The sequence below is a fragment of the Cohnella sp. GCM10012308 genome (assembly GCF_042649185.1).
In the GTDB taxonomy this organism is placed as follows: Bacteria; Bacillota; Bacilli; order Paenibacillales; family Paenibacillaceae; genus Cohnella.
Genome location: NZ_JBHRYU010000034.1, coordinates 1 through 14,934 on the forward strand (window position 1 = coordinate 1; position 14,934 = coordinate 14,934).

The 14,934-nt window shown below is 59.4% G+C and carries 11 protein-coding genes; 7 read left to right on the forward strand and 4 right to left on the reverse strand.

What is annotated here, in order from left to right:
- Positions 1-381: 381 nt before the first annotated feature.
- Complete coding sequence (yicI, locus tag ACFOTD_RS27565; RefSeq protein ID WP_378123168.1) at positions 382-2,727, reverse strand: alpha-xylosidase; 2,346 nt, start codon at positions 2,725-2,727, stop codon at positions 382-384.
- A gap of 126 nt (positions 2,728-2,853) precedes the next feature.
- Between yicI and ACFOTD_RS27570 the strand changes: the two genes are divergently transcribed.
- Positions 2,854-3,750, forward strand: a complete 897-nt coding sequence (locus ACFOTD_RS27570; protein WP_378123169.1) for a helix-turn-helix domain-containing protein — start codon at positions 2,854-2,856, stop codon at positions 3,748-3,750.
- Between the two features lie 72 nt (positions 3,751-3,822).
- Here the strand turns inward: ACFOTD_RS27570 and ACFOTD_RS27575 are convergent, their stop codons facing one another.
- Entirely contained in the window at positions 3,823-4,137 is a 315-nt protein-coding gene (locus tag ACFOTD_RS27575; RefSeq protein ID WP_282908316.1) for a DUF2627 domain-containing protein, read from the reverse strand.
- Between the two features lie 254 nt (positions 4,138-4,391).
- Between ACFOTD_RS27575 and ACFOTD_RS27580 the strand changes: the two genes are divergently transcribed.
- From ACFOTD_RS27580 to ACFOTD_RS27605, 6 genes are all read left to right on the forward strand, one after another.
- Entirely contained in the window at positions 4,392-6,485 is a 2,094-nt protein-coding gene (locus tag ACFOTD_RS27580; RefSeq protein WP_378123170.1) for a right-handed parallel beta-helix repeat-containing protein, read from the forward strand.
- Positions 6,485-7,159 carry a hypothetical protein gene (locus ACFOTD_RS27585; RefSeq protein WP_378123171.1) on the forward strand — a complete coding sequence of 225 codons (675 nt, stop codon included), beginning with the start codon at positions 6,485-6,487 and terminating at the stop codon, positions 7,157-7,159. The genes ACFOTD_RS27580 and ACFOTD_RS27585 overlap by 1 nt, the downstream gene beginning before the upstream one ends.
- A 182-nt stretch (positions 7,160-7,341) precedes the next feature.
- A complete protein-coding gene (locus ACFOTD_RS27590; protein ID WP_378123172.1) occupies positions 7,342-8,280 on the forward strand; it encodes a carbohydrate ABC transporter permease in 939 nt (312 codons plus the stop codon).
- A 3-nt stretch (positions 8,281-8,283) separates the two neighbouring features.
- The gene (locus ACFOTD_RS27595) at positions 8,284-9,165 is read left to right on the forward strand and encodes a carbohydrate ABC transporter permease (RefSeq protein WP_378123173.1); all 882 of its coding nucleotides are present in this window, start codon (positions 8,284-8,286) and stop codon (positions 9,163-9,165) included.
- Positions 9,166-9,289: 124 nt separating this feature from the next.
- Positions 9,290-10,774, forward strand: coding sequence for an ABC transporter substrate-binding protein (locus ACFOTD_RS27600; protein ID WP_378123174.1), 1,485 nt, complete (start codon positions 9,290-9,292; stop codon positions 10,772-10,774).
- 172 nt (positions 10,775-10,946) lie between these two features.
- Complete coding sequence (locus tag ACFOTD_RS27605) at positions 10,947-11,912, forward strand: hypothetical protein (protein WP_378123175.1); 966 nt, start codon at positions 10,947-10,949, stop codon at positions 11,910-11,912.
- Between the two features lie 10 nt (positions 11,913-11,922).
- Here ACFOTD_RS27605 and ACFOTD_RS27610 read toward each other — a convergent pair whose 3' ends face one another.
- Positions 11,923-13,683, reverse strand: a complete 1,761-nt coding sequence (locus ACFOTD_RS27610) for a cache domain-containing sensor histidine kinase (RefSeq protein WP_378123176.1) — start codon at positions 13,681-13,683, stop codon at positions 11,923-11,925.
- Positions 13,676-14,917 carry a response regulator transcription factor gene (locus ACFOTD_RS27615; protein WP_378123177.1) on the reverse strand — a complete coding sequence of 414 codons (1,242 nt, stop codon included), beginning with the start codon at positions 14,915-14,917 and terminating at the stop codon, positions 13,676-13,678. Before ACFOTD_RS27615 ends, ACFOTD_RS27610 begins: the two co-directional genes overlap by 8 nt.
- Positions 14,918-14,934 lie beyond the last annotated feature (17 nt).

Genomic DNA, 14,934 nt, shown 5'->3' on the forward strand with positions numbered 1-14,934 from the left:
CAACCTACACACCTCTACAATAGGAGATTTTTTCATGCCTATCCACGAAAAAAGTAACACGAAATAGAAAATATAGTAATTTATTGATTAAAAATTTAATGCGTTAGTTTTAATGCAACACTAGTGACACAGGCTCCGCTATTGTCGCAAAAGTGGCGGGATTCATCTGCGAATAAGCGAAATAAAGGCTTTCCTGTCCGTAACGATCCGTTTGAAGCCGCTAACGCAAAATAAGGGATCTGGGGTCCGCTAGACCGCCGTTTAGCGGCGAAGTTAACATCAATGGAGAAAAAGCCGCGAAGAAAGTTATAGCGATTTGATAAAACGAAGGAGCCGCCCCTCAGACAAGAGGGCGGCTCCTTCGTTACTTCCATGCAAGTTTTAAAGCTCGATCGTAATGCTGCCATCGCCTTGCGAACGGCGCACGTTCAGTCCGCGTCCGTCCGTCGCCGCGGACGCCTCGCCGCCGGAGACGCTGCGGACCGCCTCGATCCCGCGCAGCTGGATCGACCAGTCGGCGCTGCCTGCGGCTTCGCCCGATGCCGTGACCGAGATCGTGCCGCCGCTGCGCACTGCAGTGACGGTGAGACGTACTGCGCCGTCTTCGCCGACGATATCGGCGGCGGCGGACGCGCCGTCGCCGAGCTCGAACAGGTGCAGCGTCACCGCGTCCGTGTAGTCGTAATCCGGACGGTCGTCGGTCGCGCCGACTGCGATGAGCGATCCTTCGCGGGCATACAGCGGCAGACTCATGTAGTCATAAGTCTCGCGATGCCATGAGCCGCCTTCGACGACTTCGCCGGTCAGGAAGTGCGTCCATTTGCCCTTCGGCAAGTAATAGGCCGATTCCCCATCGCTATTGAAGATCGGCGATACGAGCAGGGAGTCGCCCAGCATGTACTGGCGATCCAGATAGTCGCAGGCCGGGTCTTCGCCGAACTCGAGCAGCATCGCCCGCATCATCGGCAGGCCGAACCGGCTGGAATCGGCCGCCTGGGCGAACAGGTACGGCATAAGACTTGCCTTTAGCTTGGTGAAGCGGCGCAGCACGTCGACCGCTTCTTCGTCGAACAGCCAAGGCACCCGGTACGAGGTGCTGCCGTGCAGGCGGCTGTGGCTGGACAGCAGGCCGAAGGCGACCCAACGCTTGTACAGGTCGGGCGTAGCGCTCTGCTCGAAGCCGCCGATATCGTGGCTCCAGAAGCCGAAGCCGGAGAGGCCGAGCGACAAGCCGCCGCGCAGGCTTTCCGCCATCGATTCGAACGTCGCTTCGCAATCCCCGCCCCAGTGCACGGGGAACTGCTGTCCGCCGGCCGTTGCCGACCGGGCGAACAGCGCCGCTTCGCCGCGCCCCTTTTTCTCCTCGAGTACGTCGAATACGACCTTGTTATACAGCTGCGTGTAATAGTTATGCATCTGTTGCGGGTCCGAGCCGTCGAAGTATACGACATCTTCCGTCGGAATCCGCTCGCCGAAGTCGGTCTTGAAGCTGTCGACGCCCATGTCGACGAGCGCGCGCAGCTTGTCTCCGTACCAGCGGCAGGCGTCGGGATTCGTAAAGTCCACGATGCCCATGCCATACTGCCACAAGTCGGTCTGCCAGACGCTGCCGTCCTTGCGCTTGAGCAGGTAGCCGTGCGCCATGCCTTCGTCGAACAACTTGGAGCGCTGGGCGATGTACGAGTTGATCCAGACGCAGATCTTGAGTCCCTTTGCCTTCAAGCGATCGAGCATGCCCTTCGGATCCGGGAATACGCGCTCGTCCCATTCGAAGTCGCACCATTGGTATTCCTTCATCCAGAAGCAGTCGAAGTGGAAGACGGACAGCGGGAGATCGCGCTGCGCCATGCCGTCCACGAAGCTGTTTACGGTCTCCTCGTCGTAATTCGTCGTGAACGACGTCGTCAGCCACAGTCCGAACGTCCAGGACGGAGGGAGCGCAGGCTTGCCGGTCAGCGACGTGTAGTTGGCGAGCACATCCTTCAGCGTATGGCCGCCGACAATCATATACTCGAGTTGTTCGCCCTGCACGCTGAACTGCGTTTTCGATACTTTTTCCGAAGCGACTTCAAAAGAAACAAGTTCCGGGTGGTTGACGAAAACCCCGTAGCCGCGGTTCGTGACGAAAAACGGCACGTTTTTGTAAGCTTGCTCGGAGGCCGTTCCGCCGTCCTCGTTCCAGATATCGACGCTTTGACCGTTCTTGACGAAAGCGGAGAAGCGTTCGCCGAGCCCGTATACCGTCTCTCCGACAGCCAGATCGAGCTGCTCCCGAAAATAATGAACGCCGTCCGCGCCTTTTACGAACCCGGTCTGGCGGAATCCGCTTCCCGTCAGCTTGCGGCCTTTATAAAAGTAGGTAATGCGAAGCGGATGCGCCTTCGTAATCGTGACGCTCGTATCGCCGCTGGTCAGCGTGACCCGATCCTCGTTGTCCTCGATCGTTACGGGAGCGCCCTCATTGCCGCTCGTCAGCGGGAACGAGCCAGGCGTCAGCCGTTTGCGTCCTTTGTGATGGTAAAGCTTCACGCGAATGACGTCGGGGATCGGAGAGTCGAATTCAATCGTCGTAAGCGCCTCGTTGAGCGTATTGCCCCGATGCTCGAGATGGCGATGCGGCGCGAACACCGTCAATTTGTCCGGCGCGATATCGATGCTATGCACTTCGTGAGGCGTCAGCACTTCAAAGCCTTCGCGGGTCAGCCAGTAGCCGTTGCTGAATTTCATGAATCGGACCTCCTGTTCGAGCGCTTGGAAAACGCTCTCTTTGAGTAACATAATACCGATTGATTTATCGAATTTCTTGCAATATTATGCTTATTAATAACACGATTATGAGGCGGCTGCGATTCCATGGACAATAAATTGTTAAAAGAGGACCGCAGGCACGGCACGCCGGGCTTTCCGGTCGGTTTCTACCAGCAAGCGCGTACGCCCTTAGAAGGCATCCTCGATTTTCATTGGCACGAGGAGATCGAATTTCTAAGGGTTACGTCCGGTCGCGCGGTGTTCCAGATCGGACTGTCAACCTATGAAGTGTCCGCAGGAGAGGCCTTATTCATACCCGGCGGCCTGCTGCACGGCGGATACCCGCTCGAAGCGTCCGACTGCGCGTACGAAGCGCTCGTCTTCGACCTCGGCTGGCTGGACGGCGGTCCGGACGACGCGATGTCCGCGCGTTATTTGCGTCCGCTGCAGCGCGGCCGCTCGGGACCGCCGCTCTATTGGACGTCCGGGACGCCATGGGGCGAGGCGGCGATCGAGGCGCTTGCCGCCATTCAGCGGCTGGAGCATGCCCTGGATCCCGCGCGCGAACTGAGAGTGAAGGCGGGTCTGCTCAATCTGATCGCCGATTTGATCGGCGCGGGGCAGTGGCTATCCCGCTCGCCGGCGGACGAAGGCGAGAGCCACGCGGCGGAGCGGCTCAAGCAGGCATTGACCTATATGGAAACGAATTTCGCGCGGAAAATCAGCCTCAGGGAGCTGGCGGACGTAGCCGGGATGAGCGAGGGCCACTTCAGCCGCATGTTCAAGGCGTACATGCGCAAAACGCCGGTGGAATACCTGAACCGCTACAGAGTCCGGTATGCGGCCGGCAGGCTCGCCGGATCCGATCTGACGATCTCCGAAGTCGCGATGGAGGCGGGGTTCGATAATTTCAGCTACTTTATCAAATTGTTCCGCGGCGTCTATGGCTGTACGCCGAGAGCTTACCGCAAGGCTGGTTCCGCGGAAGAAGGCGTTACGTGAGCAGAGCGCGAATTTGCGCGAAACGCAAAAAAACAGCGCCGTAAAGCAGAAGGCGCTGTTTCTTTAATAATTTTATTGGCCGCCCGTCTTGCTGCCGTCCCGCGGAGGGCGCGGAGGACGCTTTGCGCGGAAGCGCGGCGACACGTAGTTGTGCTTGCGATCGCGGAAAAAGATCCAGCCGCCGATGAAGCCGACGCCGGCGAGAAACAAAACGAAGCCGAGCAGGAAGTGCCAAAGGTCGAAATGGGGATCGGGCAGGCTGACATTCCCGAACTGTGCGAAATAATCGAACAAGGCGTCCTTCATCAGCAGGAAGCCGTAGGCGGCGGCGAGGCCGGGCACGACGAGCAAGAGAATGGCGATCAAGCGCGAGATAACGAGCTTCAACGGTCATGTCCACCTTCCTGTTCTATGTTCCTATGATAGCGATTTATCGAGAATATGTCTATTGTAAACGAGAACGGAAAGGTCGAATTCGTACAAGATCGTTCGCTTTTAACAAAATTGGCGGGAACTGGGCGGCTTTGACGAGGAATTCGCAAAAGATCAAACCGTTTGCCAGGATTCGCACCTGTCGGCACATAAATGTAAGCGCTTAATATGAAGGTGCAAGCCAATTTGAACGGAAAGGGGAAGTGAAGATGAAGGTAAAGGTAAAGGAAGCTTGGAAAAAAGCTATTCGCACGGGCCTGGCCGCTATACTGTTCGCTGTCGCAATCGGAGGAGCGTCGGTCGGAGGCGGACCGTCCATCGTCCATGCGGCGGGAAATATGTATTATGTCGATGCTGCCGGGGGCAACGACGCCAATCTTGGCACGAGTCCCGCTCTGGCGTGGAAGACGCTGTCCAAGGTCAATGCCACGACATTTTCGGCAGGCGATCAAATTTTATTCAAACGGGGCGGCGTATGGTACGGCCAGCTGTATCCGAAGGGCTCCGGCGCGCTCGCGGGAGGCGTCGCGACTCCCGTGACGATCTCCTCTTACGGGACCGGCGCCAAACCGCTGATTGACGGAGGGAGCCTCGCGCAAGGCGCCGCGGTTTATTTGCTGAACCAGGAGTACTGGACGATCGACGGTCTCGAGGTGACGAACAATTCCGGATCGGACAATGCGACAGGCGTACCCCGCTACGGCATTCTGGTCAAGGGGGACAATGCAGGCAAGCGCCTGAACGGGATCACGATTACAAACAATGACGTGCATGGCGTCAACGGCTGCTACAATTGCAACGGGACGATCGATCCGCATATTAACGCGGGCATTACCGTATTTTCCGCGCAGGATACCGACGCCTTCGCCAACGTCTATATCGGCGGCAACGCCGTGACGGATGTCGGGCGCAACGGGATTACGGTGTGGGACTACTCGTTTACCTCCGAGTATGTCAACGTGCCGGACGGCTTCAACACCCGCGTCGTGTCGATCGACGCCAACAAGGCGGGAGCGGGGCTCACGGTCGAAAACAACATCGTGACGCGGCCCGACGGAGACTCGATCCTCGTGTACGGCTACAAAAACGCGTTGATCCAGCATAACGTGTCGAACGGCGCAGGACAGCGTTCGATGCCCGGATATTCGATGGATTCAAGCGCGGGCATCTGGCCGACGATGGGCGACGGCACCGTCGTTCAGTACAACGAAGCGTTCGGCACGAAGCTGAACAGCACGGACGGGCAGGGCTTCGACGTCGACAACGGCCATACCAACGCGGTCGTCCAATACAACTACAGCCACGATAATCAGGGCGGCTTCCTGCTGCTGATGGACGGTTATTCGTCGCGGAATACGGTGCGCTACAATATTAGCGCGAATGACGGCGCGAACGGGCAGAAAGGACTGATCACCTTCTCCCTGGGGCTGCCGGACCTGACGAACATATACAACAATACGTTTTACATCGGCGCGGCCTCCGCAGCCAACCCGGTCTATTGCGATCTGTGTCCGGGCACGAATCCGGGCTCCTGGACGTTTAAAAACAATATCGTCTACAACCTCGGCAGCGGTACGTGGCAGCGCCCGCCGGGCAACAACGGCACGTTCGATTATAATCTGTTCTACGGGAATCATCCCGCCAGCGAACCGTCGGACGCGCACAAGCTGACGAACGATCCGAAGCTGACGAATCCGGGTGCTTCGCCGGCAGGTCTGTCGTCGCCGGTCGGCTACAGGCTTCAGACAGGCTCGCCCGCGCTGTACAGCGGGACGGTCATCGCCGGCAACGGCGGCAAAGATTACTTCGGCAATGCCGTCAGCGCGACCGACGCGCCTAGCCGTGGCTTTTCCGAAGGACCCGGCATCACGCAGGCGTCCGCTTACGTCGATCCGGCATCCGACTGGAGCTATACGTTCTCGCGCAGCGCGGCGTCCAATTGGCGGGTGGACGCTTCCAATGCCATCTATTTTAATGGCGATACCGGCCGATTTACCCGCAATACGACCGCGACGGCGGAGCTCGTTTACAGTCTGCCGAACGCCAGGCAGTTCAGCGCGCTCATCTACGAATTTTCGATCGATCTGTCCAAAGTTAAATTTTATTCTTCGCCGAACGGCACCGTCTGGACGGTCGTTCCCAGCGTATACGCGCCGCCGACGCTCGTCGCCAACGGCTGGTCCTATACGACCTATACGCCGTCCGCGAACCTGCCTTCCGGAACGAACTATCTCAAGGTCGAATTCAGCGACACGACTTCGGCTTACGGCACGCAGCTAAGCCAGATTAGCCTGACGACCTGATGGAAAGCCTGCGGCCGGCAGTTCCGCACCCGCTTCGCCGACGCGCATTCGTCGCCGTCGCGCTCGTCTGGGCGGTTTTGTTGATCAGCGCGTTCGTCCAGGCGGAACGATCCTCCGACATGACGGACGAGCGGCCTGCAACCGGCGATTACGCCGTCGTCGCCAAGGCCGGCGATCTGGCGATCGAAGCCGGAGAGCTCAAGCTATGGATGCGGCTAAAACGAAGCGAGGTGATCGGTGCGTATCGTAAAAGCGACGGAGAGCTCGTTCTGCCGGACGATTGGAACAAATCGTTTAACGGCCGGACGCCGCTGGAAGCATTAAAGAAAGAGGCGCTTTCCGGCGCCATCCGTGCTAAAGCCAAGCAGACGCTGGCGAAGCGATTCGGCATCGATTCCGATTACGGGTATCGCAAACTGAGCGCTATGCTAACGGCTGAAAACCGGAGACGAAACGAAGCCAAGTCGAGGGGCGAAGCCGTATACGGTCCCTTGCAATTCGAGGAAACGACGTATTATGAATATCTCCTTTCCAATCTCGATTTGAAGCTGAAACAAGCGTTAGGCGGATTGACTGAGCCCGACTATGCGTCCCGAATCGACGAAGCGGCAAACGAGCTGCAACTGAGCCTTGTCGTCGATCGCGACGTCTACGATGCCTTGACAGCGCCTTAAACCAACTGATTAGCCGCAAGTGACGGCCCCTCGTTCCGATTCGTCGGACGGGGGGCTTTGTCGCCTGCGGCGAGTTCGCAGCCAGTCAAACGAAATCGCAGGCTCATGGGTATCGATCGATTTCCGGAAGCGCTATCATCAAGATGATCCCGTCAACCGACGACAGAAAGGAAATGGACATCATGCTCAATTCCGCGCAGACGCGCGCGCAGCCGGGGACCCGCCGGTCAGGACCTGCTGCAATGCGCCGTTATTTCATCCGTGAATGGTCGTCTTGGCTGCTCGTCGTGCCGACCGTTCTCGTGTTTTTCGTTTTCGCCTGGCAGCCGCTCGTTTCAGGCATCGCGCTTTCGTTTTTTAAAACGGAGGGCTACAAAGCTACGTCATTCGTCGGTCTGCAAAATTACGTCGACGTCATTTCAAACTCCGTATTCAGGCAAACGCTCATCAATTCGTTTTCTTACGTTTTCTGGTCGCTCGTTATCGGTTTCGCTTTTCCGATCGCGGTCGCCGTCGTCATTAACGAGCTCAGGCGCGGCCAGAGCTTTTTCCGGTTCGCGGTTTTCTTTCCCGGCATGGTGCCGGCGATCGCGGCGTCCATGGTATGGGTGCTGCTGTTCCAGCCCGGCGAGGCCGGCGTGCTGAACATGATCCTCCACGCCGTCGGCATCCCCGCCCAAGAGTGGCTGCAGGACGAGCGCCTGACGATCCCGTTAATCGTCGTCACGATGACGCTGCGGGGCTTCGGCGGATCGGTACTGCTCTATCTGGCGAGCTTGCAGGGCATCAACCCGGAGCTGTATGAGGCCGCTTCGATCGACGGCGCCGGCGTTCTGCGCAAGCTTTTCAGCATCACGATGCCCCAAATTTCCAACATCATCGGACTCATGCTTATCCTGCAGATCAGCGGCGTATTCCAGGTATTCAACGAGCCGCTCGTCATGACGGAAGGCGGACCGAACAATGCGTCGATGACGCTGATGCTGCAAAGCTTCTTTTATGCCTTCCGCTACTTCGAGGCAGGTCATTCGATGGCGCTTGGCGTCATCACGTTCCTCATTCTCATGGTACTGACGGTCGTCTACTTCCGGCTTGACCGCAAATTCGATAAGGAGGGCTAGCACATGTCCAAGCCTGTCAGAGGCGGCATCATCGGCGCCCTCGAGCTTAAATCGCCAGGCATCCGGCTGCTCTATGCCGCGCTCATGCTGTTCATGATCGCGTTGGCCGTCGTCTGCATATTCCCGTCGCTTTGGGTGATGGTGTCAAGCCTCAAGGATATCAAGGAATTTTACCGGATGCCGCCTACGCTGTTGCCCGAGACATTCGATATCGGCAAGCTTGGCCGCGCCTGGAAAGAACTGCAGTTCATGCGCTATTATGCCAACACGGCCGTCATGACGGGTGGCTCCGTTCTGTTTTGCCTTTCGTTCAACGGGCTTGCGGGTTATTTCTTTTCCAAGCTGAAGCCGAGAGGCAGCGCCGTATTGTTCACGCTCGTCGTCTGGACGATGCTGCTGCCGAACACGGTGGGAATGGTGCCGATGTTCAACAATATCGTCGATTTTCCGCTGCTGCACCTGAACCTGATCGACACGTACTGGCCGATGTGGCTGATGGCGGCGGTCAATCCGGTCGTCATTTTGATTTTCAAAAGCTTCTTCGACAACATTCCGTTGTCCCTGCTGGAGGCGGCGCGTATCGACGGCGCGACCAAGCTCGGCGTATTCGCAAAGGTCGTGCTGCCGCTTAGCGTCCCGGTGATCGTGACCGTTACGATCATGACGATCAACGCGGTGTGGATGGATTTTTTCTGGCCGTACATGATCTTGAAGGATCAAGCCAAATGGACGGTCGTCGTCGCGATTTACAATATGAAAAGCATGATGCCGATCGACCTGCAATTCATCGCGCTCGCCTTCGTCATCGTCCCGCCCGTGCTCCTGTTCATGCTGTTCCAGCGTTATATCATTCAAGGCTACACGTTCAGCGGCATCAAAGGCTAGCGAATGCGCAACATTCCGAACCGTTTCTCAGTATTGCCTCCTATAGCGCCAGGAAGCGATATGATAGTCTGTTCTTGCAACGTAAGTAAGCGCTTTATACAATAGAAAAGGCGAGGGATAAACGATGATGAAACAGCAAAGATGGCTTGCGATGACAGCGGTGCTGGCCATGACCGCGACCGTTCTCGCGGCATGCGGCGGCAGCAACGAGGCCGCTCCGTCCGCATCGGGCGGAAGCTCGGCGAGCGCATCTCCTTCGGAGACTGCCGCAGGCACGGCTTCCGCGTCGGCCCAGCCGACCGAGAGCGCGGCGCCGGCGCCGGTCAAGATCAAGATCGGCAATTGGCCGAAGCCCAACGACGATGCCAACAAAAAGGTTTTCGAGGATGCCGAGCGGCAAATGAAGGAGAAGTACCCGTACGTCACGATCGACAAGGACGAGTGGGGCTACGACGTCGTCTCGTTTCTGCCGAAGGCCGTCAGCGGCCAGCTGCCGACGCTGTACGACTCCTACTATACCGAGGCGGACAAGATCATCAAAGCCAAGTATTCGGCGGACGTGACCGCCCAGGTCAAAGCCTACGGCTTCGACACGGGCATCAATCCCGACCTGCTGAAGCTCGTCGAGCGCGACGGCAGGTACTACGGCTTGCCCAAGGACGGGTACGTCATCGGCATGATGTACAACTTGAACGTGTTCAAAGAAGCGGGCCTGCTGGGCGCCGATGGCGCGCCTGCGTTTCCCAAGACCTACGACGAGCTCGCGCAGACGGCAGTCGAGATCAAGAAAAAGACGGGCAAGGCGGGCTTTTTCTTCCCGACGAAAAACAACCAGGGCGGCTGGTTTTTCATGAACATCGCCTGGGCGTACGGCGCGGATTTCGAGACGCAGGACAACGGGAAATGGAAAGCGGTCTTCAACTCGCCCGAAGCGGTAGAGGCGCTGCAGTACGTGAAGGACCTGAAATGGAAATACGACGTGCTTCCGGCCAACAATCTCGTCGATACCAACGACCTGCTGATGCAATTCGGTACCGATCAGGTCGCGATGAGCTTCGGCATGTACGAGTTCATGGCGCCGCTCGTGCTTAACGCCAAGATGTCCAAGGATGCGCTCGCGCTATCGGCGAATCCGGCCGGTCCCAAGGGCAACGCGGCCGTACTCGGCGGCGGGCTCTACATGTTCGCCCCGGGCTCTTCGCAGGAGCAGCTGGATGCGGCCTTTAAATGGCTGGAGCTGCGGGGCACTTCGCCCAAAGCATCGCCGGAGGCGCTTGCCGCGCTCGAGACGAACCTGCAGGCCCAATCCGGCCAAGGGTATCCGATCGGTCCGCACGGCCTGCAGATCTGGACCGATCCGGACCGTCTGGCCGCCGAGCAGCAGATCGTCGACAAATACACGAACGTGAACATGGCGCTGTTCCGCGATTATATGGACAACGGCACCCAGGGGCTCCGTCCGGAGCCGCCGGTCAACGCGCAGGAGCTTTACAAGACGCTGGACGTCGTCATTCAGGCGGTGCTCACGAAAAAGGACGCCGATCCGAAAGCGCTGCTCGACAAGGCCGCCGCCGAGTTCCAGCGCGATTATCTCGACAAAGTCCAGTAAGGCTGATTAAGCGGGTCAAGCAATTAAAGCCAAAGAAGACAGTGAGGCCAGCTGAGCCAGTAAAGTCAATAACGACCGAAAACGACAACAAGGCCTTCGGCGCATTTCGCGCCGAAGGCCTGATGTCTTGCCGGGCAGCCGGCTTGAACACGGCATGGGAGGAGGGACGGCGTTGTTCAAAAGCCTGGGTCGCAAAATCGTCGGCTTGCTGCTCGGAGCCGTCCTGATCTATGTGCTGGCGTCCAGCTGGATTTTGTTTCGCACGATGGCTTCCAAAGGGGCCGATACGCTGCAGGGCATGGCCGTCCAGTATACCGGGCAGCAGTTTAAAAACGCCCGGCTCTATATGCGGTGGCTGGAGGAAACGGCCCAGGTCGCGATCAACAAACCGGTGGTCGCGAAGGCGCTGTCTTCCGGTCAGGTGGACGATTCGATCCAGCCGGAGCTCGACGGCCTGCGCGCGTCCAATCTGGATATTGTCAGCATCGCGCTTTACGGCAAACACGGCGAGACGTACACGTCCGGCCACCTGGGCGGCCTTATGACGCTCGACCGGCTGGAGGGCCGTCCGGCGACTTTTTGGGCGTCCGGCGCGTCAGCCGGCTGGATGATTCTCGATCCGTCGACCTTGTACTTCACCTCATGGGGCGGCGAGCCGCGGGAAAGTCTTTTTTATATGGCGCGCATCCGCGGCGCGAACGGGGATGTCGGCCTGCTGCAGCTGGAAGCGAGCCTGCCCCGGCTCATGGCGTTGTTCAAATCCGATCCGGACACGGTATACGGCCGCATCGTGCCGTACCTGATCGCGTCGGACGGCCAATGGCTGGACGACAGCCTACGCAGGATCGATGCGCTTCAGGGTCCTTTTCCTGCGGCGGAAGGCGGGGAGACGTCGGTGCTGCTGTCGGACGATGCCGTTATGATGGGCTATCCGCTGCCGCTGTCCGACGACCGGATTGCGATCTACATCACAGATGAGCGGATGTCGGACGAGCTTGCCATGCTGCGCTGGCTGCTCGTGCTCGTCGACGTCGCGACCGCGCTGCTGTTCGTCTGGCTCGCGCGGCGGCTCTCGCTCAGCCTGACGCTGCCGCTTCGCGCGCTTTATCGCCGGATGCGCGCCACGATGAGCGGCTAGCGACCCGCGGCTACCTGCGGAACGCGGCGGAGTCGCGCCGCAGCCGGACGACGACGGTCGTGCCCGCGCCCGGCTCGCTGCGCACGGTAAGACCGCTGCCGGCGCCGTACTCGAGCCGGATGCGCTCTTCCACGTTGCGCAAGCCGTAGCCGCTGCGGAACAGGGCATTCTCGTCGGGACCGGGCAGCGCCTGGCCACCCTTGAAGCCGACGCCGTCATCATCGACCTCGAATACGTATTCCTCGGCCGTTATCCTCCCCGTGACCCGGATAAGGCCTTTTCCCCGTTTTTCGCCGATCCCGTGCTTGATCGCGTTTTCTACGAGCGGCTGCAGCAGCAGCTTCAGAATCGGAATCCGCTTCATCTCCTCCGGCACGTCGTAGCCGATCTCGAATTTGTCCGGGATCCGCATCGATTCGACGGTGACGAAGCTTTGCACCAGCTTGATTTCTTCCTCCACGGGAATGAACTTGTCGCCCTTATGCAGGCTGATCCGGAAAAAAGTCGCGAGCGAAGAGATCATCCGCTCGATCTCGGGCTGCTTTTTCAGCCGGGCGATCCAGGCGATGGCGTCGAGCGTGTTGTATAAAAAATGCGGATTGATCTGCGACTGTAGCGCGACCAGTTCCGCCTTTCGCTGCTTCTCCTTCTCCTCGTCGTTTTGCAGCAGCAGCTGATTGATCCGCTCGACCATTTGATAGTAGCTGTTTTCCAGCTCCCCGATCTCATCGCCCCGCCTGCCGCGCTCGTCTACCAGCCGAAGCCCCGTTTTGCCGTACGCGGCAAGCTTGCGGCGAAGCCTGAGCACGGGATTCGTGATTCGGCTCGCCAGATAGAACGAGAGCGCCAGCAAAAAGAGAAAGGTCAGCGCGGCGAACAGCACCGCCGCCCGGTTGCCCTCAGACACCGCAGTCAGCAGATGCGGGGCGGAGACGACGCTGACGAATTTCCAGTCGATGCCGAGCGCGGCGAGCCGGTCGTCAAGCGGATAGGTGATAAGCAAATAAGGATCGCCGTCCAGGCGAAATTTGCGGTAACCGGCCGCCGGAGCGGGATGGTACAGGTCGCTGGCCGGGAGATCGTCCCCGAGTCTCGACTTGTCGGGATGCGAGATGAGACGGTCCCCTCCGCCGACGATAAACGAATAGCCGAGCCCGTCCAGGCTATCCCCGTAGAGCGCGTAAAAGGCCGACTCTTTGACGTAAAAAACGATTTCGCCGATCGTCTGTCCCGTATTGAAGTTGCGGTACTGCTGACCGAACGGAATATAAGCTTCTCCGCTCAGTCCGTGCTTGACGCTGCCGACGACCGGCGCGCCTGTGCTGCCTATGCGATGAAGCAGCAGGTCGTCGGGCCGCTCGACGACCGTTCCGTCCGGCAGCATCCGGTACGTTTCGCCGTCCTGCGCGATGACGAAGACGTCGCCGATCCAGTCGTTGCCGTCCGTGAGCGATATGGCGAGCGTGCGGAACCGGTCGCGCTTTTCGGCCGCGCTCAGCGCCTCGTCGCCCATCGTCTTGTACACGTCGGCGTTCACGAGAAAACGCAAAAACAGCATCTGGATATCGTCCACCATCAGCTCCACGCTCAGGCCGATCTGCCGGTGCGTCTGTTCGACATGGCGATACAGGCTGCCGGTCAAATATCGTCCGGAGAAAAGATTGAAGACGACGAGCAGCAGCGTTAAATGGAGCGTCAAGCCGATCAGCACGACGACCGCGAACCGGCTTCTCACGTTCAGCCTGCGCAGCAGGCCGGTTCGCTCAGACATGGGACTTGGCATAATCGCTCGGCGACATGCCGGTCAATTTTTTGAACAGCTGGCTGAAATGCTTCGGATCGCCGAAGCCGGCGAGCTCGCACACCTCGTATACGCGGTGGCGCCCGTCCCGCAGCATCCGCTTGGCTTCCTCGAGCCGGAACTCGGTCAGGCACTCGTACAACGTTTTGTTCAGCTCTCTGCGGAATAAATGCATGAGATGCGTGGGACTGACGAATACCTCCGCGGCGATCGCTTCCGCCGTAACGTTCGAGGCGTAATGCTTGCGCATATAAGCGAGCGCCTCGCGGATCTCTCTGCGCGTCCCCGCGCCGCCTTCGTCGAGGGCATAACGCACGCTGGTCACTTCCGCGGCCGCCTTGGCCGCCGCGTCCGAAGCCGCCCGGCAGGAGACATGCAGCTCGGACAAGCTGCCGGCCGGGGTGCCGATGCCTACGGCTACGTCAGAGCAGCCGGCCGCCCTCGCTGCGGCAGCGAGCGACCTGCCGAACGCCCGCAGCCCTTCAAGGGCGGTCTCCCAGCTGCCGGCGCATGCCGCGGCCACTGCCCAGCGGTCGATGCCAAGCCGGAGCAGCGCGGAAGCGTGGACCGAGTTCGCTTCCAGAGCGCCGCGAATCAATGGCTCGCCGAGCCGTTCGCCGCTTGAGCCGCCCGCTGCAGGCGAGTGCCGGGCGACCAGCGCGACGGCATGCGGCGTCGCGCCGAGATCCGGCAACTGCAGCAGGATCCGCTTGCGCTCGCCTTCCGCCTCGTCGGCGGGCGCCGCTTGCAGCAGATCCAGCCAATATTGCCGCGCCAAAGCAGGCAGCTCGCCTACTAGCCTGCCGACCAGCTCCCGGCTTGCCAGCCGCTCGCGGGCTTCCTGCCCGAGACGGCAAACGCTGTCGGCCAGCTCCGCCGGATCGATGGGCTTCAGTAAATAAGCCGAAGCGCCGTGGCGCATCGCGGCTTGGGCGTATTGAAATTCATCGTATCCGCTCAGGACGATGATCGATGCGTTCAGCTTGCGCTCGCGAAGCGCGGCGATCAGCTCGAGGCCGTTCATATGCGGCATGCGCACGTCGGTCACGATGACGTCCGGCTCGTGGCGCAGCGCCAGCTCAAGGCCGTCCTCGCCGTTTTCCGCTTCCCCCACGATTTCGACGCCCATCTCGTTCCAGCCGATCGCATCGCGGATGCCGGCGCGAACCCAGTATTCATCGTCGATGATAAGCGCTTTCAACATGTTGCTCACCTCAGTCG